Here is a 21,368-nt window from a genome sequence, read left to right as displayed (position 1 = left end):
CGGTGCCGCAGTGGCCCGCGCAGACGTTCAAGGTGACACCGTGTCGATCCTCACCATCCTCGAGTTCCCGGACCCGCGCCTGCGCACCGTCGCGGCCCCGGTCACCGTGTTCGATGCCGAACTGAAGCAGTTCGTGGCCGACATGTACGAGACCATGTATTCCGCCAACGGCGTGGGCCTGGCCGCCACGCAGGTCAACGTGCACCAGCGCTTGCTGGTGGCCGACATGAGCGACGATCGCAACGAGCCGATGGTGCTGATCAACCCCGAGATCGTCGAGAAGGACGGCCAGCAGGTCTACCAGGAAGGCTGCCTGTCGTTCCCGGGCATCTACGCCGATGTCACCCGCGCCCTGCACGTGAAGGTCCGTGCCCAGGACGCCGACGGCAACCCCGTTCTCGTCGATGTGGAAGGCCCGCTCGCGGTGTGCATCCAGCACGAGATGGACCACCTGGCGGGCAAGGTCTTCGTCGATTACCTGTCGCCGCTCAAGCGCGGCATGCTGTTGAAGCGGATGGAAAAGCAGCGCAAGGCCAGCGCCTGAGCGTGGCCATCCGTCCGTTGCGCGTGGTGTTCGCCGGAACACCCGAATTCGCCGTTCCCTGTTTCAACGCCTGCCGTGCATCGGGCGCCGAGGTCGTGGCCGCCTACACCCAGCCCGACCGCCCCGCCGGCCGTGGCCGCAAGCTGGCGGCCAGCCCGGTCAAGGAAGCGGCGCTGGCGGCCGGCGTACCGGTGGAACAACCCGAATCGTTCAAGGCCCAGGCCGACCGCGATCGCCTGGCCGCCTACGCGCCCGATCTAATGGTCGTGGTCGCCTACGGCCTCATCCTGCCCCGCAAGGTGCTGGCCATCCCCGCGCTGGGCTGTTGGAACGTGCATGCCTCGCTGCTGCCCCGCTGGCGTGGCGCGGCACCCATCCAGCGGGCGATCCTGGCCGGCGATGCCGAATCGGGCGTCGACCTGATGCAGATGGAAGCGGGCCTGGATACCGGCCCGGTGCTGGTCGAACGGCGCACCCCCATCGCGGCGGACGACACCGGCGGCAGCCTGCACGACCGGCTCGCGGCCCTGGGCGCGGATGCGCTGGTGGAAGGGCTGCGGCGCACGATGGCCGGCGAGGTCCTTGCGGCCCGTGCCCAGGATGCTGAAGGCGTGGCCTACGCCCACAAGCTCGACAAGGCCGAAGCCGGCCTGGATTTCACGCAGCCCGCCGACGCGCTGGAGCGCAAGGTGCGGGCGTTCGACCCCTGGCCGGTGGCCGAGGCCGAGGTGGCCGGCGAGCGCCTGCGCATCTGGTCCGCGCGCGCCATCGACGGCACCCCGGGGAGTCCCCCCGGTGAGGTGCTTCGCGCCTCGCGCGACGGCATCGACATCGCCTGTGCCCAGGGCGCACTGCGCCTGCTGGCCGTACAGCGCGCCGGCGGTCGCCGGATCGGCGCCGCCGACTATCTCAACGCGCGCCCGGAGCTGAAGCAGGCGCGTCCGTGAGCCAGGCCATTTCGGTTCGCGCCCTGGCCGCCGAGTCGCTGGCCGGCATCGCCCTTTCCGGGCATTCGCTGCGCGAGGTGGCGGACCGCGCGCTGCCACGGCTGGCTGACCCGCGCGATCGCGCCCTGCTCACCGCGCTGCTGCACGAAGGCGCGCGCTGGTGGCCACGCTTCGATGCGGCGCTGGATCGCCTGCTGGCAAAGCCCATCCGGCGCAACGAGCCGGCCGTCCACGCGCTGCTGGTCACCGCGCTGGTGCAGCTCGAGGTATTGCAGATGCCGGGCTACGCGGCCGTGGCCGCCACCGTGGAAGCCGTACGCGAGTTGCGCCGCCCGCGCCTGGCGGGCATGGCCAACGCCGTGCTGCGTCGCTGGCTGCGCGAGCGCGAGGCCCTGCTGGCCGAGCTGGATGCCACGCCGGCCACGCGCCACGCCCATCCTGCCTGGCTGGCCTCGGCCCTGGCGCACGACTGGCCCGGACGCGCCGACGAGATCATGGCCGCCGCCAACCACGAGCCGCCCCTGATGCTGCGCGTGAACCGCCGGCGTACCGACCGCGGCGCCTTGGCGACCACGCTGCGCGAGGCCGGGCAGGATATCCAGCCGCATGACTGGCTGGCCGATGGCCTGGTGCTGCCGCACAGCACCGACGTGACCCGCCTGCCCGGCTTCGCCGCGGGCCATTTCGCCGTGCAGGACGGGGCCGCGCAGGTGCCGGCCGACCTGCTCGACCTGGCGGACGGCCAGCGCGTCCTCGACGCCTGCGCCGCACCCGGCGGCAAGGCCTGCCATGCGCTGGAGCGGGCGGACGTCACCCTGCTGGCCGTGGAATCCGAAAGCCGCCGGGCACCGCGCATCCGGCAGAACCTCGACCGGCTCGGCCTGGCCGCCGAGGTAGTGGTGGGCGATGCCGGCGATACCGCCGCGTGGTGGGACGGCCGTCCGTTCGACCGCGTGATGATCGACGCCCCGTGCTCGGCCACCGGCGTGATCCGCCGCCGGCCCGATGTGCGGCTGCATCGTCGCGCCGCGGACATCCCCGCGCTGGTGGCGCAGCAGCGGCGCATCCTGGCCGCCTGCTGGGACACGCTCGCCACGGGTGGCACCCTGCTCTACGTCACGTGCTCGCTGCTGCGCGCCGAGAACGAGGGCGTGGTCGGCGCGTTCCTCGGCGAGCGCACCGACGCCACCGTGGTGCCGTTCACCCTCCCGGTGGGCCAGGCCGCCGCCATCGGCTGGCAGATCCTGCCGGGAGATGGCGACCTGGACGGCATGTATTACGCGCTGCTGCGCAAGACCGGCTGACCGGGTCGGCCGGGCTCAGGCCGGTGCCGCACCCGGCAGGCTGGCCAGCCTGACCTCGCGATAGAACGCCTCGGTGCCGTCGATGAAGCGATCAAGGCCGAACGCGGCTTCCGCATGGGCACGCGCCGCGAAGCCCATCGCCGGCAGGCTGTCGCGCTGTTCCACCAGCCGGCGCAGCGCCGCGGCGATGGCCTGGCGATTCCGCGCCGGCACGACCCAGCCGTCGCGGCCTTCATCGACGTTCTCGGGCAGGCCCGCGTAATCGCTGACCAGCACCGGCTTTTCCATCGCCATCATCTCTCGGCAGGCGAAGGAAATGGTCTCCACGTCCCAGGACAGCACGAAACCTGCGTCGAGGGCCGCCACCAGCGGCCGCACGTCGTCCAGCAGGCCGGCAAAGTGCACGTGCGAGGCCAGCCCCAGGGCCTGGATACGGGCGCGGTCCGCCTCGTCGGGCAGCGCACCGGCCAGCACCACGCGCAGGCGATCGCGCCATTCCGGTGCCAGCGACCCCAGCGCCTCGACCAGGTCCATCCAGCCCTTGTAGCGCGATGTACCGGCGTTGCTGCCGATCAGCAGCGGCACCGGCGCGCCGGGCGCGCCGTCCGGGGCCAGCCAGGCCTGGCGCAGGGCCGGGTCGGCCGGGCGCGGGGCGAAACGGTCGATATCGACGCCGTTGAACACGGTGGCGACGCGGCAGCGGGCATACGGCGAGGCCATGACCTGGCGCCGCACGTAGTCGCATACGGCGATCACGCCGTCGGTACCGGCCCGCGCCCGCCAGGCATGGCCAATACCGGTCATCGGCTTGGAGTTGTGCTTGGTCAGCACGATGGGCGGCCGGCGCGGCAACCCGCGAGCCGCCGCCATGACCAGGCGGTGGTCGGCGGAGCCATTGACGTGTACCAGCTCGAAACGGTGGTCAGCCAGGTAGGCGGCCAACTGATGGCGCGCGCGACGGCGCGCGGGCAGCTTGCCCAGGCCGTTCGGGAAGGGCTGGTCCAGCACATGCACGCCGGGCAGGCGCCGGGCTTCACGGTTGAGGCGGCTGCCCGGCGGGGCGGCCACATGCACCTCATGGCGCCCGCACAGCCCGCGCGCCAGCGCGATGAGGTAGGTCGTATGGCCGCCGCCGTCGCCGGCATGGAAGTTGGTGAACAGGAGCTTCATGCGCGGGGCAGGTCCTTACGGAAGCTGAATTGGCGCCGCTCACCGGGATGCCCACGGAGAGGCATCCGCGATCCGTTAAAGTACCATGCCCTCGCGCCGCCCCGGCGGCACGAGCCGGTGCCGGCGAAGCCGCCGCACCGTTCCGATTCCGACAGGTGCCGAGTGCTCGAACAACCGAATCCGTGGCGCGCGTGGATCGTCTCGCTGCTTATCGCGATCATGCCCCTGTCCTTCGCCGTGCCGGTCAAGGCCAAGGCGCTGCCCGCACTGATCCTGTTCCTCACCGGCTTGTGGGCCATCGCGGCACGCCCGGACGTAAGGCGCGCATATCGTCGCGCCGCGCCGGTGGTCGTACCGGCCGCCATCGCGCTGGTGTTCTGGGGCGTCAACGTCGGCGCCCACGGCGTGGACTGGCGCGAGTTCGACGTGACCTCGCACATGCTCGCCTTCATGGTGATCGCCGGCACGTTCGCGCTGCCCCTGCGCACCGCGGTCGTGCGCATCGGCTTCAGCAGTTCGGCCGGCGTGCTCGGCCTGATCTGCCTCGAACAGCACTACGTCGAAGGCATCGACCGCGTCTACGGCCTTAACAACGGCGAATGGGGCGCGATCGAGTTCGGCATGTTCATGCTGACGCTGGCCCTCGTCGCCATCCTGCAGGCCTTGCGTGGCGAGCTGCGCCCGCGCGAACGGGCGATGCACGCCGTGTTCGCCGCACTCGCTTTCTACGGCGCCCTGCTGACCCAGAGCCGTGGTCCGCTGCTGGCCTTCGTGCCGGTGTTCGCCGCGCTGATGCTCATCCAGGGCCGGCGCACCGGCCGCTGGCGGCAGAGCGTGCTGGCCCTGGTGATCGGTGTGGGCGCGGCCGGCCTCGCGGCCACCACGCTGCACGGCGAGATGGTGGAACGCCTGGCCGCGGTCAAGGACGAGGTGGCCACCTACAGCGAACAGGACGCCACCGGCGCCGTGCGCGAGCGCCTGGAAATGTGGCGTGCCGCCCGCATGGCGGTGATCGCGCATCCGCTGACCGGCGTGGGCATGAACCAGTTCGGTAGCTTCACCCGGGCGCGCATCGCCGACGGGAAGGTCAATCCGTCCGTGGAGCGCTACACCCACCCGCATAGCGAATACCTCGAATGGGCCGCTACCGGCGGCGTTCCCGGCCTGCTCATCCTGGTGGCGCTGTTCGGCTGCTCGCTGGGGTACTTCGGGCGCCATGCGCTCAATCCCGACAACACGGTGGCGATGCCGGCCTGTGCGGGGTTTTCCACCACCGCCATGTATGCGCTGTGCGGGCTGACCGACAACGTGTTCTACCGGGCCATGCCGCACTCGCTGTTCTTCTTCCTGACCCTGGGCCTGGCCGTGCACGTGGCGCGCGTGCGGGAGCGGCGGCGCGCGGTCGCCGGGCCGCTCTGACATGGCCCACGTCAACCTCATCGCCTGGGACAACGGCCGAGGGCTTGCCCACGACATCCGGCTGGTGGAAAACGCCTTGCGCGGCCTCGGCCATCAGGTGACCGTGACGCGCGCGCCCCAGCGCAACAGCGGCTGGCCCTGGCGCGCTTGGGCGCAGCGAGCCGCCATGGTCGCGCGCTGGCTGACCGGGCGCGGCCCGCGACGCTACGACCTGGGCATCACGATCGAGCACGTGCATCCGGGCTACCTGCCGATGTCACGCCGCAACGCGCTCATCCCCAATCCGGAGTGGATGAGCCAGCGGGATCGCCGCCACCTGCCGCGCTTCGACGCCATCCTGTGCAAGACCCACAGCGCGATGGCCACGTTCGGCGCGATGGGACTGCCTGTCGCGCACATCGGTTTCCTCAGCGCGGACTGCCGCCGGGACGGCCTGCCGCGCGACCGCGAGTTCCTCCATCTGGCGGGAGGCAGCCGCATGAAGGGCACCGAGCGACTGCTGGACATCTGGCGCCGGCATCCGGAGTGGCCGATGCTGCACGTGCTGCAATCGCCTTCGGTGGCCGCGCCCGGGCGCACGCCCGCGCCGGCCAACCTCGACCACCAGGTGACCTACCTGGCGGATGCCGAAGCCATCCATCGCCTGCAGAACACGCATCGCTTCCACCTTTGCCTCTCCGAGGCCGAGGGCTGGGGCCATTACATCGCGGAAGCCATGAGCTGCGGCGCCGTGGTGCTGGCCACGGACGGCGCCCCCATGAACGAGCTGGTGGACGACACCCGTGGGCTCCGGGTGGCCGCGCACGAAAACGGCACGCTCAACGCAGCCACGCTGTGGGCCTTCGACGAAAAGGCGCTGGAAACCTGCGTCGAGCGCGCCATCCGCATGCCCGATACCGAGGTCGAAAGCCTTGGCCGGGCGGCACGGGCGTGGTACGAAGCCAACCAGTCCGGCTTCCCCGCCCGCCTGGGCCGGGCGCTGGATACGCTGCTACCACGCCGAAGCGTTTAGAATTCCCGATCCTTCAGCGGTGACGACGCCCTTGTCCAACAGCGCCTATAACCGATCGGAACACCTTCGCGCCCTCTGGCCCTGGCTGCCGCTGTGGGGCGCGATGGCGTTGCTGGCGATCTTCTCCCACGGCCCCATGCCGATGTTTTCCACGCGAACCCTGGCGGTCGCCTGGGAAATGTGGGCACACGGCCACTGGCTGGTGCCGCACATCAACGGCGAGCCGTACAGCGAGAAGGTGCCGCTGCTGTTCTGGATGATCCATGCCGGCTGGGCGGTGTTCGGCGTCAACGATGTCTGGCCGCGCGTGCTCGAGGTGATCTTCGGCGGCGCGCAGCTGGTGCTGGCCTCGGTGCTGGCCAGCCGGCTTTTTCCGGCACGTCCGTGGGTGGCCAAGGCCACGCCGTGGCTGCTGATGGGCCTGGCGTACGCCTTCCTGTTCGGCCTGCAGATCATGTACGAGGTGCTGCTGGTGGTGTGGGTGCTGGCGGCCCTGCTCGCCCTGACGCCCACGGCGACGCGTGCGGAGCCACGCTGGTGGCTGTTCGGCCTGTTCGTCGGCGCCGGTCTGCTGACCAAGGGCCCGGTGATGGCGCTGCACGTGCTGTTCCCGCTGCTGCTGGGCCCGCTGTGGAGCGACTGGGCGCGCCAGCACAAGGCGCGCTGGTATGGCTTCGGCGTGCTCGGCCTGCTGCTGGGCTTCGCCATCCTGCTGGCCTGGGCGCTGCCCGCCGGCGAGGCGGGCGGCGAGGCGTACCGCCAGCGGCTGTTCTTCACCCAGACGGCCGGCCGCGTGGTCGACACGCATGCCGCCGACCTTCAGAACCACGCCCGCCCCGCCTGGTATTACCTGCTGTTCCTCCCGGTCATCGTGTTTCCGCTGAGCGGCTGGCTGCGCGGCATCGTGGCCCTGCCGATGACGCTGTTCCGCCGGCCGTGGCGCGCGGGCACCGGCGGTGCCATCGCCTGCTCGGTCGTGGCGCTGCTGCTGTCGCTGGTTTCCGCGGTGGCACACTTCCCGCCGTTGCTGGAAAAGCTGCTGGTGGTGCTGGTGGTGGTGCCGCTGTTCGTCGCGCTGATGCGCCAGCCGCTGGAAACCGGGCTGCGCTTCCTGCTGGCCTGGCTGCTGCCGTCGCTGCTGGTGTTCTCGCTGGTCACCGGCAAGCAGTTGTACTACCTGCTGCCCGAGCTGGCCGGCGTCACCATGCTGGTGGCCGCGTCGGTCGCCGACCTGCGCGAGCGGCATACCGGCCTGGCCACGCGCTACGTCCTGGGCACGTGGCCGCTGTCTGTCGGCGCCTTCGTGCTCGCCATTGCACTGTTCGCCATGCCGTCGCTGGTGCCCTCGCGCTTCCCGGACAACCTCTGGCTGACCGGCATGGCGCCCTATGCCCGCTTCTTCGGTGTGATCTTCATCGTGCTGGGCGCGCTGCTGTTGCTGCGCGGCCGCGGCGAGATGCGCCGGCTGGCCTTCGCCGGCCTGATCGGTACGGTGTCGCTCAATGCGCTGTTCACGCTGGGCGTGTGGTACCGCTACGACCTGGCGCCGGCATCGCAGTACCTTGCCCAGGCGGATGCCGCCGGGCACCCGATCGGCAACCTCGGCGTGTCGTACAACGGGCAGTACCACTTTGCCGGTCGCCTGATGCATCCCATCGCCCGCATCAACGTGGTGCCGGGCATGGCGACACCGGTGGAAGACGACGAGGACACCGCCATACACAACGGCGACAGCCTGGAGGACTTCGCGCACCACCACCCTGACGGCGTGATCGTGTCCTATGCCAAGCATCCGCCGACGGAGGCCTTCCGCTACGCCCGCCTGATCCAGCCCTCGCGCACCGGCTGGCTGATGATCTGGGACGCGCCGACGCTGGCCGCGTTGCAGGCGGGCCGCGTGCCCGCGGAGCCGAAGCAGCCGACCATGCTCTATCCGCAGGACTACTGGCGCACGCGGGCGGCACTCCGATGAGTCCCGATCCCCTGATCGAACGCCTGCGCGCCCAAATGGGCGGCCCACGCGACGGCGCACTGCTGCGCTTCTCGATCGGCAATGCCCTGCTGGGCGACGGCATGTACCGCGACGCCGCCGCCGCGTTCCGCGAGGCGCTGACGTTCGATCGCGACTACTCGGCGGCGTGGAAGCTGCTGGGCAAGGCCCTGCTGGCGGAAGACAACGAAAGCGCCGCGGCCGAAGCCTGGCGCGAAGGCGTTGCGGCCGCCACGCGGCGTGGCGATATCCAGGCCGGCAAGGAAATGACGGTGTTCCTCAACCGCCTTTCGCGGAAGGGCTGACCTTGTAGGGATCCGGCCGGTCGTGGGCGGTGAACCGTTTGTAGTGCCACTGGTACTGCGGGTAGGCGCGCTCCACGCATTGTTCCACCCCGCGGTTCAACGCCGCGCAGGCCACGCCCAGGTCCGTGCTGTCGAGGCCTTCCGGCGCAGGCAGGATATGGATCCGGAAGCCCTGGCCGTCCGGCAGGCGCTCGGCGAAGCTGAAGAGCACGGTGGCGCCCGTGCGCGCCGCCAGCCGGGGCAGCAGCACCATCGTCAGCGCCTCCACGCCGAAGAACGGCGCGAACTCGCCGTCGCCCTCGCGGGGTTTCTGGTCCGGCAGGATGCCCACGGTGCCGCCCGCGGCCAGCCGCTTGAACAGCGTGCGTACGCCGGCGCCTTCCGCCCGCACCTGCTCCGGCGCCAGCTTGCCGCGCACCTTGCGCAGCAGGGCCTCGATGGCGGCGATGCGCGGCGGTCGGTAGAGGATCGCCATGGGTGTGCGGCTGCACAACCAGTAGTTGAGCAACTCCCAGCAACCCAGGTGCGGCGCGGCGACGATGGTGCCCTTGCCGGACGCCAGCGCCGCCTCGAACAGGTCGCCGCCGACCACTTCCCGCACGAGGCCCAGCGAACGGTCGGCGCCGGCACCCCAGATGGCCGCGACCTCGGTCACCGACTTGCCGGACTCCTCCATGGTGCGCACGAGCAGCGCGTGGTGCTCCGCCTCGGTGAGCGCGGGGCGGGTGAGCCGCAGGTTGACCGCGCTGTAGCGCGCACTGCGCGAGCCGGACCGCAACGAACGACGACCGATCCACGCGCCGACGCGATGGACGGTACGCAACGGGAAGAGGCTGACCAGCCGCAGCAGGAGATAGAGAACGTAGATATCCGGGCGCATCCGCGGAAGTGTAAGCCACACGTCGGGACCCCGCCTCCTGTAAAGCGGGCCGTGCACCCTTTAAGCTTGGCCAACCGCCGCCGCTAACCCCGCCATGATTGCACTGATCCAACGTGTCGAATCCGCACGCGTCGATGTCGACGGACAGACGGTGGGCGCCATCGACGCCGGCCTGCTCGCCCTGGTCGCGGTGGAACCCGGCGACGGCGAGGCCCAGTGCACGCGCATGCTGGAACGGCTGCGCGGTTACCGCGTTTTCTCCGATGCGGACGGGAAAATGAACCTCGCGCTGGCCGACACCGGCGGCGGCCTGTTGCTGGTCAGCCAGTTCACCCTGGCCGCGGATACGCGCAAGGGCATGCGGCCCAGCTTCACCACCGCCGCCGCGCCCGACGACGCCCGCCGCTGGTTCGACCGCCTGGTCGAACTGGCCCGTGCCGCCCAGCCGGGGGTGGAAACCGGACGTTTCGGCGCCCATATGAAAGTTCACCTGATCAACGATGGCCCGGTCACCTTCCGTCTGGAGGTGCGCTGAGGCGTCCCTGCACGGGGGCTGCGGCCTCCGTCTCCCCTCCCACCGCGACGCGGTCGCCCGGCCGGCAACGGCGATCTGGCGCGATTCTTGCGTTGCATCGGTGGGTTCGATCCACTTGAAAACTGGTCAAAAAATCATCAAATGACTATACTGATCGGTTCCTGTAACCCGCGGCGGTCGGCATGACTAACAAAGCTCACGAGCAGCAGTCTGAAATCAAACAGCTCATCTCCAAGGGCCTGGAGCAGGGCTACCTGACCTACGCGGAAATCAACGATCACCTGCCCGACGACATCGTCGATCCGGAGCAGATCGAAGACATCATGGCGGTGCTCAAGGGCGTCGGCATCGAAGTGCACGACTCCGCGCCGGATACCGACACGATTTCCGACGGCGCCGCCCCCGGCACCAGCACCGACGACGAGTCGGCCGCCGAAGAAGCCGTAGCGCTGCTGTCCGCTGTCGACGCCGAGGTGGGCCGCACCACCGACCCCGTCCGCATGTACATGCGTGAGATGGGCACCGTGGAACTGCTCACCCGCGAGGGCGAAATCGCCATCGCCAAGCGCATCGAGGAAGGCCTCAGCCAGGTCCAGACCGCGCTGGCCAGCTTCCCGCTGACCATCCAGCTGCTGCTCGAGGAATACGACCAGCACGTCGAGGGCAAGCGTCGCCTGAGCGAGATCCTGGCCGGCTTCGCCGACCTGGAAGAAGCCGCCGACCAGGCCAAGGCCGAGGCTGCGGAAGCCGCCGAGGCCGCGGGCGATGTCGAATCCGACGACGACGAGGAAGCGGTGGAAGGCGCCGAGGAAGAGGAAGCCGGTCCCACCGGTCCCGATCCGGAAGAAGTGAAGCGCCGCATGGAAGAACTGCGCTCGCTGCATGGCAAGTTCCAGAAGACCGCGCCCAAGGCCGAGATCAACGACAAGAAGGTCGCGAAGATCCGCGAGCAGATGTCGGAGGCGTTCCTCAACCTCAAGCTGCCCTCGGCGCTGATCGACAGCTTCGTGCGCAAGCTGCGCGAAGTGGTGAACGACATCCGTCACCACGAGCGCGTGCTGATGGACATCTTCGTCAAGCAGGTGAAGATGCCGCGCGCGGAGTTCCTCAAGAGCTTCCCCTCGAACGAAGGCAACCTGGAGTGGGCCGCCGAGCTGTCGCGCAAGCGCCAGAAGTGGTCGCCCAACATCAAGAACTTCCGCGAGGTGATCGACGGCGAGCAGGAAAAGCTGGCCGCCATCGAGCGCACGCTGTACCTGCCGCTGACCGACATCAAGGAAATCAACCGCGCGATGTCCGTCGGTGAGGCCAAGGCCCGCCGCGCCAAGAAGGAAATGGTCGAGGCCAACCTGCGCCTGGTCATCTCCATCGCCAAGAAGTACACCAACCGCGGCCTGCAGTTCCTCGACCTCATCCAGGAAGGCAACATCGGCCTGATGAAGGCCGTGGACAAGTTCGAATACCGCCGCGGCTACAAGTTCTCCACGTACGCCACGTGGTGGATCCGTCAGGCCATCACGCGTTCGATCGCCGATCAGGCCCGCACCATCCGTATCCCGGTGCACATGATCGAGACGATCAACAAGTTGAACCGCATCTCCCGCCAGATGCTCCAGCAGTTCGGCCGCGAGCCGACGCCGGAAGAGCTGGCCAAGGAAATGGAGATGCCGGAGGACAAGATCCGCAAGGTGCTGAAGATCGCGAAAGAACCGATCTCCATGGAAACCCCGATCGGCGACGACGAAGACTCCCACCTGGGCGACTTCATCGAAGACACCAACGCCAGCTCGCCCATCGAGTCGGCGACGGAAACGGGTCTCATGGAAACCGTGCGTGACGTGCTGGCCGGCCTCACCCCGCGTGAAGCCAAGGTGCTGCGCATGCGCTTCGGCATCGACATGAACACGGATCACACGCTGGAAGAAGTCGGCAAGCAGTTCGACGTGACCCGCGAGCGTATTCGTCAGATCGAAGCGAAGGCCTTGCGTAAGCTGCGTCACCCGAGCCGCTCGGAAACCCTGCGCTCGTTCCTCGATATCGACTGATATCGGGGTTGAGGGTTTCGTCGGAAGCGCCCGCTTATGCGGGCGTTTTCGTTTTTGTGGCTGCGGCTGCGGCTGGCGCCCCGAAAGATCTTGCGCTCTAATGCGCCTTGGGGAATCAGGGAATCGCACCATGACAGGGATCTTCCGCGTCATCGCCTTTGCGGTACTGATCTACGCCGCCTGGGCGGTCTTCCGAAGTGGAGCGGCTGCTTACCAACGTCATGAAGCGCGGAAGGCCGTGGCGGCTTCCCTGGACGCACTGCCGGAGGCCCAGCGACGCCCTGCCGTGCTTGCGCTCTACCTCGGCTACTACTGGGGCAATGTCCTCATGATCCCGGCGCTATGTCACGAGAAGGGCGTGGACCTGGACGGCTACGCGGACGCGTTCAAGGAGCGCTATGACACCGAGCACGAGCAGGTGCGCCAGGCCTATGCGAAGCTCGGCGGCAGCGAGCGGCCGATCAGGGAAGCCGCGCGCTCGGACCCGGCCTTCCGTGCAGCCTTTACCAAAAAACTCATCGACACTGAATCGCTGTTCCACCGCGGCGATGCCCTGACGGACAGGTGCCGCGAGGTTGCCGACAAACAGCAGAAAGTCATCGAAACCATGAGCTTCCGCGACCTGATGCCGTATCCGTGGCAGCTGACCGGCTTGCCCTGACGCCATCCGATCGGATGTTCGGCTGGGCTGCGTGCGTTACGGCGCCCGGCGCGTTCTAATGGGCCTCAGGCCTTGTCCCGGCTACAGGAAATCACCATGCCACAGCTTCTCACCACCGCACGGATCGCCAGCGTATCGCTTCTCCTGGCCGTTGCCTGCGCCCACGCTGCCCCGCAGACACCTGCCGCGCCGGCGCGTGCCGAAGCCGGCGCTGCCGCGTCCAAGGATCTCAACTCGCTTCCGCTGGCGGACCAGAAACGGTTTGCCGCCGGTCGGTTCCTTGGCTTCTACACGATCAACGGCCGCACCACGGGCGATGTATGCCGTGCCGAGGGCGTCGATCTGACGGCCTACGTGAAGGCGTTCCAGCGCAAGCACGATGCGGAATACGAGCGGGCGGACAAGATCATGGTTGCTTCGGGCTTCTCGACCGCGGAGATGGCCTCGGCCACCGATGCCAACCGTAGCAGGCTGGAAGAGAAGGTGCGGCAATCCCTACTCGACCTGGCCACGGCGATGAAAAAGACGACGGTCAAGGACGGCTGTGACTACATCGCCGCGCACGTGAGCGACGCCGTGGCCGGGCAGTCTTTCGCCGCCCAGAATCCCGACATCGAAGCGGTCCTGATGTCCAACTGACGTGAGATGTCGGGCCGGGGCGTTTCGATGCCCCGGCCCAGCGGTTACACTTGCGCACCGCAAGGGCCTATAGCTCAATGGTTAGAGCAGGGGACTCATAATCCCTTGGTTCCAGGTTCGAGTCCTGGTGGGCCCACCATGCGCCCCACGGTTTGGGGCATGACGCCCCTTGTCCGCCGCACCGATCAACGTCGATACCCAGCACCGCCGCGCCCTTGCCCTGTGCTGTCGCTGGCACAACATCGGCTACCCGCTGAGCATCCTGCACAGGGCGTGGTCATAGCCACCAGCTGTTCCAATTGCTATCCGCAGTTCGCGCGCTGATGTATCGGTAGACGTGGGGCCGTAAGCGGCAGCCATCTGGCAGACACATCTTGCTCATAGCTAACCTGCCACATCTTTCGTTTGTGGATGATGGAGCTACTCACAGAGTAGGCACCACCCGTTTTGATGTCCTACGGTCCGACGACGCTATCCAGAAGTGTCGTCCCATAGGAATTGTCCACTACGCATAGCCACTTTTCCGAGATTTGTCGAAAGACGTAGGTCGCCCTGCGCGAAATCTCAGTTTTCACACCGGCCTTGTTCGTGGCCTGTAGCAGGGTCTCCATGATAACGAGAGCCACATCGCCACCTCGTATAACCTGCATCTCCCCCTGTGTGACAACGATGCTGTTATTGAAATGCGCCGCAATGGCGACAAAAGCTCGGCGGATGCTGTCTTTGCCTGCGACTGTCAGTCCTGGTTTGACCACGAGACTTGCGTCATCCGCATAAAACGTCATCAGTTCGTCGAAGTCTTCGGCTGTGATGGCTCGATCAGCGGCCTCGATTGTCTCTTTGAGAGTTCGGGTAAGTGCGTCCATTTCTGTGCTCCTGGGTGAGCCTCAGAATCCGGAATGAAAAACCCCGCTTCTGAGGCGGGGTTCGGCATACCGTGCGCAGTCCCACCACCTAGGTGCAGGTGATAATAATGGGATTGGCGCAACGGAAACGGTAACTGTTCATGGCATGACTCTTCCGCATACAGCCAAGAAAATCAACTGATAAGATCCTGTATTGCCAGACCGGTTGCGGTCACCGCAATGTGGCCGCATCGATGGTTGAATATTATGAACATGTCGGGTCATACGGGATGAGAGAGCGCCCATGACAACGCAGCGTAGTTGGAAGACCGCAGCGGCTTCGATAGGTACTTTAGGCATTGCCCTACTGGCGTATCACCAGCACCCAAACCTAAAGGGCGCTTTGGCGGGAGGTGCGTTCCTGGTGCTTGCCTGGCGATTGGCCTTCATCGGCATGCCTGCACTCAATGTCACTCTCGGGCAGGTTTATCGTCTGAATCGCGAGGGCTCGTTCAATTGGCCGCTCGCCGGTAAGCTGTGCGACATCGCCATGGGAATCCTGTTACTGGCCAGTTTTCTGGTTTGAGGCAAAGGAACACCGACCGTAAAAAGTTACGCATGACCGATGACCCGGATTGAAACATCCTTGTCATTCAGCCGACCTACGGTGGCTTGCTCGACAAGCCATCAACGATGATTCCCATGGACAACTCCCGACGCCGTTTCCTGGGCGTCGCCGGCGGATTCGCCGGTGCATGCGTTCTCGTCGACACCTTTCGCGTGGCCCAGGCCATGGATATGCGGATGACCATGCCCATGAAGCAACGCATGGCCATGCCGGCCCTGGCCGCGCCGAATGTGCCGCTGGTAAACCCGGTGACTATGGCAAAGTTCGTCGATGCCCTGCCCGTGCCACCGATCGCCGTGCCCACGGGCAAGCGTGCACACCCCGCCTTCGGCGACCGGCAACTGCCGTTCTACCGCATGCCGATGCGCGCCTTCAGTGCCAAGGTGCACCGGGATCTGCCGCCGACACCGCAATGGGGTTACGCAGGGTGCACGCCGGGCCCCACGATCGTGACGCGTCGCGGCGAGCCGGTGCTGGTGGAATGGGCCAACGAGCTTCCCACCCGGCATTTCCTGCCCATCGATCACAACATTCATGGCGCGGAGAAAGCCAAACCCGACGTTCGCACCGTCACCCATGTGCACGGTGCGCGCGTTTCCGCGCCGAACGACGGCTGGCCGGAAGACTGGTACGTGCCGGGCAAATCGTCGACTGCGCTTTACCCCGGTGACCAGGACGCCACCACCTTGTGGTACCACGATCACGCCATGGGCATCACGCGACTGAACATCTACGCGGGCCTGTTCGGCAGCTTCCATGTGCATGACGACGACGAGCAGGCGCTGGGGCTACCCTCCGGCGAGTTCGACATTCCGCTGATGCTCTACGACCGCCTGCTTGCCAGGAGCGGCAAGCTTTACTACCCGGTGTCCGACGACCCCGACGCGCCCTGGGTGCCCGAATGCCGCGGCGATGCGGTGCTGTGCAACGGCAAGCTGTATCCGTATCTCGAGGTGGAGCCGCGCCGCTACCGCCTGCGGCTGATCAACGTGGCCAATACCAGCTTCTTCAACCTGTCGCTGTCACATGGCAAGCCGTTCCAGCAGATCGGTAGTGACCAGGGGCTGCTGTCAGCGCCCACAGATCGCCTGCGCATCGAACTCTACCCGGCCGAACGTGCCGAGGTAATCGTCGACTTCAGTGCGTATGCCGGCCAGTCGGTGCAACTACGCCATCAGGCCGATGGCATCGTGGAGTTCCGCGTTCGCGCCAAGGGTCGCCGCGATACCTCGGTGGTACCGGCCGCGTTGCGGCCAGTGCCGCGCATCGATCCCTCCACGGCAGTGCAGGACCGCGTGCTTGCCTTGGGCGAGCAGGACGATTCGGGCGGCAATCCGATGACGATGCTGCTCGATGGAAAGATGTGGAGCGATCCCATCAGCGAGAAACCAAAGAAGGGCACGGTGGAAACCTGGACGTTCGTCAACGTGACGGGCGACGCGCACCCCATCCACCTGCACCTTGTGCGCTTCCAGGTGCTGGAGCGCCGTCCGTTCGACCTCTTCGCGTGGAACGCCCGCAAGGAACTGAAATTCACCGGGCCATCGATACCACCTGCAGCGCACGAAGCCGGCTGGAAAGACACCGTGCGCTGCGACCCCGGGATGGTCACGCGCATCATCACGCGCTTCGACGGCGAGCCAGGCAAATACGTCTGGCACTGCCATTACCTCGAGCACGAAGACAACGAAATGATGCGCCCCTACGAACTGGTCTGAACGTTCTCGGTTTTTGTTACGACCGCAACGATTGTTCGCAATATCTTGCATTGACACAGGAGTGTCATCACGCACTCACGCATTGTCGCGTGTGTGCCAACGATTGGTCACATGCGGGGTAGATGCTCAGTTTGGTCGATAGGCCACACACACAACCTTATCGACACGCATCAGGGGGAAGACTTCAGGTAGGGAGAGATTCAAAATGCTTACACGGTTGCACCGCACACGGCTTTTGCCGCTGTTGATGGGGGCGCTTTCCGCCGGCCTCGCCGGCGTCGTCAGCGCGCAGGACACCACGCCGCCCGACCACGATGCGCCGTTCCGCCAGAATGTGCCCGTGGCTCCCTTCAACAACCCGGGCGGTCTTCCCGGCGGCATCGTCTTGATGCACAAGCCGCACCATGGCCAGGACAACAGCGACAATACGGTTACCCCGATCAAGCACGTGATCCTGCTGATCGGCGAAAACCGCACGTTCGACCACGTGTACGGCACCTACACGCCGCCGAAGGGACAGTCGGTGGACAACCTGCTGTCCAAGGGCATCGTCAATGCCGACGGCACGCCGGGTCCGAACGTGGACCTTGCCACGCAGTACATGGCTTCGAGCACCGGCAAGTTCGACATGTCGCCGAAGAAGGCCGGCAAGTACAAGACCCTTCCGCAGATGAACACCGGTGGCGCACCCACCGCGGCACCCTTCGCTTCTGCGACGCAGGCACAGGCCATCGAGCCGGCCCTGCCCGATGACGCTTACGACATGCTCGCTGCCGGTGGCACGGGCCTGCCCAACCGCGTGGTCGATACCCGCTTCCCGGCCAAGCTTGCCAACGCGCCGGTCGACATGCATGCGTCGATCGGCTACGACGCCTACGCCAACAGCCCTGTGCACCGCTTCTTCCAGATGTGGCAACAGCTCGATTGCGACACCAAGGCAGCCACCGCCGCCAACCCGAGCGGCTGTCGCCACGACCTGTTCCCCTGGGTCGAAACCACCATCGGCGCGGGCACCAACGGCAAGCCGCTACCGGCGAACTTCAACGACGAGAGCACCGGTGAAGGCGCCACCGCCATGCAGTTCCTGAACATGGCTCAGGGCGATGCACCGTACTTCAAGAAGCTGGCCCAGAAGTATGCGCTGAGCGACAACTTCCACCAGTCGGTGATGGGCGGCACGGGTGCCAACCACATCATGCTGGGCTACGGCACCTTGATCTACTACGCCGACGCCAACGGCGATCCGGCCACCCCGCCAAAAAACCAGATCGAGAACCCGGACTCGCAGTACGGCACCAACAACTGGTGGATGCAGGACGGTTACAGCGGTGGTTCGTACGTCAATTGTTCCGACGAAAGCCAGCCGGGCGTGAAACAGATCAAGAACTACCTGCGCTCGCTGCCGTACCTGACCTTCAAGGGCACGGACTGCAAGCCCAAGGCCTACTACCTGGTGAACAACTACAACCCGGGCTACCTGGGTGACGGCACGCCGGCTCCGCTGGGCGCCGACCAGTTCACCATCCCGCCGACCACGCAGGAGAACCTGGCGCTGCTGCTGGAGAAGCACAAGGTTTCGTGGAAGTACTACGGTGAAGGCTTCGGTGGCGGCAAGGAAGACGGCGAGGGCGGCACCTTCTGCAACATCTGCAACCCGTTCCTGTACTCCACCCAGGTCATGACCAACCCGGAACTTCGCGCCAAGAACCAGGACCTCAACGACCTTTACAACGACATCCAGAACGACACGCTGCCGGCGGTTTCCATTGCCAAGCCGGACGGCATCCTCGATGGCCATCCCGCCTCGTCGAAGCTGGACCTGTTCGAAGGCTACGTGCGCAAGATCGTCGAAATGGCCGAAGCGAACCCGAAGGTGTGGGACGACACCGTGATCATGGTGACCTTCGATGAGGGTGGTGGCTACTACGACTCCGGCTACATCCAGCCGATCGACTTCTTCGGCGACGGCACGCGCATCCCGCTGCTGGTGGTGTCGAAGTACTCCGTCGGTGGCAAGGTCGTGCACACGTACTACGACCACGTCTCGTTCGACAAATTCGTCGAGGCCAACTGGAACCTGAAGGACCAGATCTCCAACCGCAGCCGCGACAACCTGCCCAACCCGGTGTCGTTCAAGGAGAACCCGTATGTACCGGTGAACGCACCGGCCATCGGCAACCTCATGGACATGTTCAACTTCACCCGGAAGGATGTCCACGACACCGCCGCGATTGATGACTGACCGCGCAAGGTTCGCTTGATACCGACCCTGCCCGCGAAAGCGGGCAGGGTTTTTATGTTTGCAAGGAGTCGGATGATGATGAAGCCCTACCTGCCCAGATGGAGGGTCGGAGCCATGACCCTGACCGCGCTGGCCGCTGCCGCCGCGTGCGCCCTTGCCATGACGACGGCCACACCGGTCCATGCCGATCCCGGCGACTTCGGCGCCATGCCCGGGCTATGGCGGATCAAGGTGCGGCACGTGGTCAACGGCAAGGCCGGTGCACCCGAGGTGCAGTGGCATTGCGTGGATGAAGGCGCCGATCCCTGGACCACGTTCGCCGCGTGGACGCCGGCCGAGGGTGAGTGCACCGCCACGGACCAGCAACGCCGCAGTACCTCGCTGGCGTGGAAGCTCAGCTGCAAGGCGGCCGCGCCGGCTTCGGCACATGTGGATTTCGACAGCGCCAAGCACTACACGGGCAGCGTCACGATCGAAGGCCGCGGCGAGGTCACGCAGGTGGAGGGCGACCGTTATGCCGCCTGCACCAGTCCGGAGGATTGACGCGGCGGCGGCAGCCACGACGCCAGTGTGTCGGGAGCGCCTTGTGCCCCGACTACTCGTGAATGGCGTCTACCGATGGGTCCAGCGCACACAGCGCCGCCTCACCTGGGCGCAACGTCAGCATCCGCACACCGTGACACGTCACCGCAAAAGTGTGGTCGAACTGCGCGGACAGCTTGCCATGCGGCTGTGGCCCTTACCGCTGCGTCGGCTGGGACGATCCGTCACGTCGGCTGGCCGATCGCTCGTAGGCCTCGTCGACACGCGCCATGACGTGCACAGGCTATCGATTCGGAATCCACTGGCAAAGGTGCAACAACACCCCACTCGGGTCGTGAACGAAAACCACGATGGCGCCATAGTCCTGCCTCGCTGGGGGCTGGACGCGCGCCTCCGGGAAAGCGCCCCCATCCAGCACCGAGGCGACATGCGCGTACCAGGCCTGCGCATCATCCACTGTCACATGCAGCATGCTGTTCTCGGCAAACGCCTTGACGTAGTAATCCTGGATGTAGAAATGCTGCTCGTCAGCCAGGCGTACCAGCGCCAGGCCAGGGCCAACATCGAAGGTTTCCCAGCCGAGGGCGGCGTAGAACCGTTTGCACAGCGCGAAGTCTTTGGCCGGGACAAACGGCCGTAGATCGGTGGCTTTCAGGTCAGGCATAACTACCTCCATGCTTCTTTTGACGGCTTGCATGCTGCGACGAATGCCTTCGAGAATCGGCGTCGGGATGCCGGCAGCCCGGTCAGAACATCATGTCCCCGTCCTCCGTCGCCGCCAACTCCCGCCTCACCTCCTTCAACCAGACCTTCAACCGCCGCGGATCGTCGAACAGGCGAAGGTCCCGCTCGAACACGCGGATATCCTCGCGCATGGCAGTGATCTGATTCGTCAGGCTGCGCTTGACGCCCTTGGTGGAGGCAGGCCGCGTCAGGTCCATGCCACAGCGTGCCTGGAACCCCATCCGCACGTCCGTCAGTTCCCCGTCCAGCCGGCGCAGCTGTTCCTTGAGGACGACATTCCATCGCTTGAGCCTGTCCTCGCCGACGTTGTCGAGCGACGCCTGGTCGATGTGCTCCAGCTCGAGCTGCAACTCCAGCAGGTCCAGCAGGCTCTTCTTGCCGTAAGCCAGGTTGACCTTCTGCATCAGGGCAGCCTTGCGCTCCCGTTCGACCGGATCGGGCTCGCGGTCGGGATGCAGCGCGCTGGCCAGCTTGCGGTAGACCTCGCGGATCGACAGGTTGACCTCGTCCTGCTCCGCACGCGCGCGATCTTCGGCGGTGCTCTGCCTTGGCGTCTTCTTTCGCCGGGCGTGGTACTCGTCACGCGCCTGCCGATGCGCGCGCGCCCGCTCCTCGTGCGCGTCCAGGGGTTCGGCGTCATGCACCCCATCGTCGGTGGGCTGCGCGAACACGCCATCTGTCTTCTCGTCCCCGAGCATCGCAGACAGGGTATCGCCGATCTCGTTCATGGCGGCCTCCGCCCTGGGATCCATCGGGTTGTAGCGCCGATAGAGATCCGCGACACCCGGGTCGTCCACGCTCTGCACCAGATCACCGACGACCCGGATCAGCAGGTCGGCAACGGTCCGGCGCTCGGTCTTCGTCAGGTCCTTGCTGCCGTGCATCTGGTCCAGGCGGGTGACCAGCTGGATACGCACCGCGTTGTACTGCTGCAGCAGGGGGACGAACTCGTTGCCGTACTTGCGCTGGAACTCGGCGTCGAACGCGGCCCAGTCGGCCAGTGCCTCACGACGCTCGCCGATCTTCTGGACCAGCTCGTTGAACGTCTTCTGGCCTTTCGAGACGACTCGCGCCGTTCCGGCGGCAGGCGTACCGATGGGGCTGAGGGTGTGTTTGGGCACGAAGCAACTCCGGCGAAGTACGAAAAGCGCACCCCGATGTTACGCGACATGGCCTGACCGCTTCACCGTGCGGATG

20 protein-coding genes and 1 tRNA gene are annotated in these 21,368 nt (G+C 66.4%); 16 read left to right on the top strand and 5 right to left on the bottom strand.

Annotated elements, in window-relative coordinates:
• The first annotated feature begins 40 nt into the window (after positions 1-40).
• Genes def through rsmB form a run of 3 tightly spaced genes read left to right on the top strand, consistent with a single transcriptional unit; the run spans position 41 to position 2,795 of the window.
• Positions 41-544: a peptide deformylase gene (def, locus tag QRN34_RS09165; RefSeq protein ID WP_285403960.1), complete on the top strand. Its 504-nt coding sequence runs from the start codon at positions 41-43 to the stop codon at positions 542-544.
• A 2-nt stretch (positions 545-546) separates the two neighbouring features.
• Entirely contained in the window at positions 547-1,491 is a 945-nt protein-coding gene (gene fmt, locus QRN34_RS09160) for a methionyl-tRNA formyltransferase (RefSeq protein ID WP_285403959.1), read from the top strand.
• Positions 1,488-2,795, top strand: a complete 1,308-nt coding sequence (gene rsmB / locus QRN34_RS09155) for a 16S rRNA (cytosine(967)-C(5))-methyltransferase RsmB (RefSeq protein ID WP_285403958.1) — start codon at positions 1,488-1,490, stop codon at positions 2,793-2,795. Before fmt ends, rsmB begins: the two co-directional genes overlap by 4 nt.
• 15 nt (positions 2,796-2,810) lie before the next feature.
• On the opposite strand, the gene QRN34_RS09150 is transcribed toward rsmB, so the two are convergent.
• Entirely contained in the window at positions 2,811-3,965 is a 1,155-nt protein-coding gene (locus QRN34_RS09150) for a glycosyltransferase (protein WP_285403957.1), read from the bottom strand.
• A 162-nt stretch (positions 3,966-4,127) separates the two neighbouring features.
• Between QRN34_RS09150 and QRN34_RS09145 the strand changes: the two genes are divergently transcribed.
• Genes QRN34_RS09145 through QRN34_RS09130 form a run of 4 tightly spaced genes read left to right on the top strand, consistent with a single transcriptional unit; the run spans position 4,128 to position 8,691 of the window.
• Complete coding sequence (locus QRN34_RS09145; protein ID WP_285403956.1) at positions 4,128-5,384, top strand: O-antigen ligase family protein; 1,257 nt, start codon at positions 4,128-4,130, stop codon at positions 5,382-5,384.
• 1 nt (position 5,385) lies between these two features.
• Entirely contained in the window at positions 5,386-6,396 is a 1,011-nt protein-coding gene (locus QRN34_RS09140) for a glycosyltransferase (RefSeq protein ID WP_285403955.1), read from the top strand.
• A gap of 31 nt (positions 6,397-6,427) precedes the next feature.
• Positions 6,428-8,368, top strand: a complete 1,941-nt coding sequence (locus QRN34_RS09135; protein ID WP_285403980.1) for a glycosyltransferase family 39 protein — start codon at positions 6,428-6,430, stop codon at positions 8,366-8,368.
• Complete coding sequence (locus QRN34_RS09130; RefSeq protein ID WP_285403954.1) at positions 8,365-8,691, top strand: hypothetical protein; 327 nt, start codon at positions 8,365-8,367, stop codon at positions 8,689-8,691. Before QRN34_RS09135 ends, QRN34_RS09130 begins: the two co-directional genes overlap by 4 nt.
• On the opposite strand, the gene QRN34_RS09125 is transcribed toward QRN34_RS09130, so the two are convergent.
• Positions 8,666-9,571, bottom strand: a complete 906-nt coding sequence (locus tag QRN34_RS09125; RefSeq protein ID WP_285403979.1) for a lipid A biosynthesis acyltransferase — start codon at positions 9,569-9,571, stop codon at positions 8,666-8,668. The two genes, QRN34_RS09130 and QRN34_RS09125, sit on opposite strands and share 26 nt — an antisense overlap.
• A gap of 94 nt (positions 9,572-9,665) precedes the next feature.
• On the opposite strand from QRN34_RS09125, the gene dtd reads away from it, so the two are divergent.
• From dtd to QRN34_RS09100, 5 genes are all read left to right on the top strand, one after another.
• The gene (gene dtd, locus QRN34_RS09120) at positions 9,666-10,106 is read left to right on the top strand and encodes a D-aminoacyl-tRNA deacylase (protein WP_285403953.1); all 441 of its coding nucleotides are present in this window, start codon (positions 9,666-9,668) and stop codon (positions 10,104-10,106) included.
• Between the two features lie 182 nt (positions 10,107-10,288).
• On the top strand, positions 10,289-12,151 hold the full coding sequence (gene rpoD / locus QRN34_RS09115) for an RNA polymerase sigma factor RpoD (RefSeq protein ID WP_036138422.1): 1,863 nt from the start codon (positions 10,289-10,291) through the stop codon (positions 12,149-12,151).
• A 130-nt stretch (positions 12,152-12,281) separates the two neighbouring features.
• Complete coding sequence (locus QRN34_RS09110; RefSeq protein ID WP_285403952.1) at positions 12,282-12,812, top strand: hypothetical protein; 531 nt, start codon at positions 12,282-12,284, stop codon at positions 12,810-12,812.
• Between the two features lie 96 nt (positions 12,813-12,908).
• Entirely contained in the window at positions 12,909-13,451 is a 543-nt protein-coding gene (locus QRN34_RS09105) for a hypothetical protein (RefSeq protein ID WP_285403951.1), read from the top strand.
• A gap of 63 nt (positions 13,452-13,514) precedes the next feature.
• Positions 13,515-13,590, top strand: a tRNA-Ile gene (locus QRN34_RS09100).
• 316 nt (positions 13,591-13,906) lie between these two features.
• Here QRN34_RS09100 and QRN34_RS09095 read toward each other — a convergent pair.
• The gene (locus QRN34_RS09095; protein WP_285403950.1) at positions 13,907-14,317 is read right to left on the bottom strand and encodes an SgcJ/EcaC family oxidoreductase; all 411 of its coding nucleotides are present in this window, start codon (positions 14,315-14,317) and stop codon (positions 13,907-13,909) included.
• A gap of 283 nt (positions 14,318-14,600) precedes the next feature.
• On the opposite strand from QRN34_RS09095, the gene QRN34_RS09090 reads away from it, so the two are divergent.
• The 4 genes from QRN34_RS09090 to QRN34_RS09075 all read left to right on the top strand — a co-directional run bounded on the left by QRN34_RS09090 (position 14,601) and on the right by QRN34_RS09075 (position 19,427).
• Complete coding sequence (locus QRN34_RS09090) at positions 14,601-14,882, top strand: hypothetical protein (RefSeq protein WP_036138436.1); 282 nt, start codon at positions 14,601-14,603, stop codon at positions 14,880-14,882.
• A gap of 116 nt (positions 14,883-14,998) precedes the next feature.
• Positions 14,999-16,642 (top strand): multicopper oxidase domain-containing protein, encoded by a 1,644-nt coding sequence (locus QRN34_RS09085; protein ID WP_285403949.1) that lies wholly within the window; start codon positions 14,999-15,001, stop codon positions 16,640-16,642.
• 205 nt (positions 16,643-16,847) lie between these two features.
• Positions 16,848-18,884, top strand: a complete 2,037-nt coding sequence (locus tag QRN34_RS09080; RefSeq protein WP_285403948.1) for an alkaline phosphatase family protein — start codon at positions 16,848-16,850, stop codon at positions 18,882-18,884.
• 114 nt (positions 18,885-18,998) lie between these two features.
• Entirely contained in the window at positions 18,999-19,427 is a 429-nt protein-coding gene (locus tag QRN34_RS09075; protein ID WP_285403947.1) for a DUF3617 family protein, read from the top strand.
• A 283-nt stretch (positions 19,428-19,710) separates the two neighbouring features.
• Here QRN34_RS09075 and QRN34_RS09070 read toward each other — a convergent pair whose 3' ends face one another.
• Entirely contained in the window at positions 19,711-20,091 is a 381-nt protein-coding gene (locus QRN34_RS09070; protein WP_285403946.1) for a glyoxalase, read from the bottom strand.
• Between the two features lie 82 nt (positions 20,092-20,173).
• The gene (locus tag QRN34_RS09065; RefSeq protein ID WP_285403945.1) at positions 20,174-21,292 is read right to left on the bottom strand and encodes a J domain-containing protein; all 1,119 of its coding nucleotides are present in this window, start codon (positions 21,290-21,292) and stop codon (positions 20,174-20,176) included.
• Positions 21,293-21,368 lie beyond the last annotated feature (76 nt).

The organism is Luteibacter sp. ME-Dv--P-043b, assembly GCF_030209605.1.
Lineage (GTDB): Bacteria > Pseudomonadota > Gammaproteobacteria > Xanthomonadales > Rhodanobacteraceae > Luteibacter.
Note: the sequence above shows the minus strand (reverse complement) of the source record. Positions and strands in the feature narration are given on the sequence as shown.

What these genes read in the sequence shown, in the direction of transcription:
- QRN34_RS09150 (WP_285403957.1), bottom strand. Translation starts at nt 3,965, where the DNA reads ATGAAGCTCCTGTTCACCAACTTCCATGCCGGCGACGGCGGCGGCCAT.
- QRN34_RS09140 (WP_285403955.1), top strand. Translation starts at nt 5,386, where the DNA reads ATGGCCCACGTCAACCTCATCGCCTGGGACAACGGCCGAGGGCTTGCC.
- QRN34_RS09130 (WP_285403954.1), top strand. Translation starts at nt 8,365, where the DNA reads ATGAGTCCCGATCCCCTGATCGAACGCCTGCGCGCCCAAATGGGCGGC.
- QRN34_RS09125 (WP_285403979.1), bottom strand. Translation starts at nt 9,571, where the DNA reads ATGCGCCCGGATATCTACGTTCTCTATCTCCTGCTGCGGCTGGTCAGC.
- dtd (WP_285403953.1), top strand. Translation starts at nt 9,666, where the DNA reads ATGATTGCACTGATCCAACGTGTCGAATCCGCACGCGTCGATGTCGAC.
- rpoD (WP_036138422.1), top strand. Translation starts at nt 10,289, where the DNA reads ATGACTAACAAAGCTCACGAGCAGCAGTCTGAAATCAAACAGCTCATC.
- QRN34_RS09110 (WP_285403952.1), top strand. Translation starts at nt 12,282, where the DNA reads ATGACAGGGATCTTCCGCGTCATCGCCTTTGCGGTACTGATCTACGCC.
- QRN34_RS09105 (WP_285403951.1), top strand. Translation starts at nt 12,909, where the DNA reads ATGCCACAGCTTCTCACCACCGCACGGATCGCCAGCGTATCGCTTCTC.
- QRN34_RS09095 (WP_285403950.1), bottom strand. Translation starts at nt 14,317, where the DNA reads ATGGACGCACTTACCCGAACTCTCAAAGAGACAATCGAGGCCGCTGAT.
- QRN34_RS09090 (WP_036138436.1), top strand. Translation starts at nt 14,601, where the DNA reads ATGACAACGCAGCGTAGTTGGAAGACCGCAGCGGCTTCGATAGGTACT.
- QRN34_RS09085 (WP_285403949.1), top strand. Translation starts at nt 14,999, where the DNA reads ATGGACAACTCCCGACGCCGTTTCCTGGGCGTCGCCGGCGGATTCGCC.
- QRN34_RS09080 (WP_285403948.1), top strand. Translation starts at nt 16,848, where the DNA reads ATGCTTACACGGTTGCACCGCACACGGCTTTTGCCGCTGTTGATGGGG.
- QRN34_RS09075 (WP_285403947.1), top strand. Translation starts at nt 18,999, where the DNA reads ATGACCCTGACCGCGCTGGCCGCTGCCGCCGCGTGCGCCCTTGCCATG.
- QRN34_RS09070 (WP_285403946.1), bottom strand. Translation starts at nt 20,091, where the DNA reads ATGCCTGACCTGAAAGCCACCGATCTACGGCCGTTTGTCCCGGCCAAA.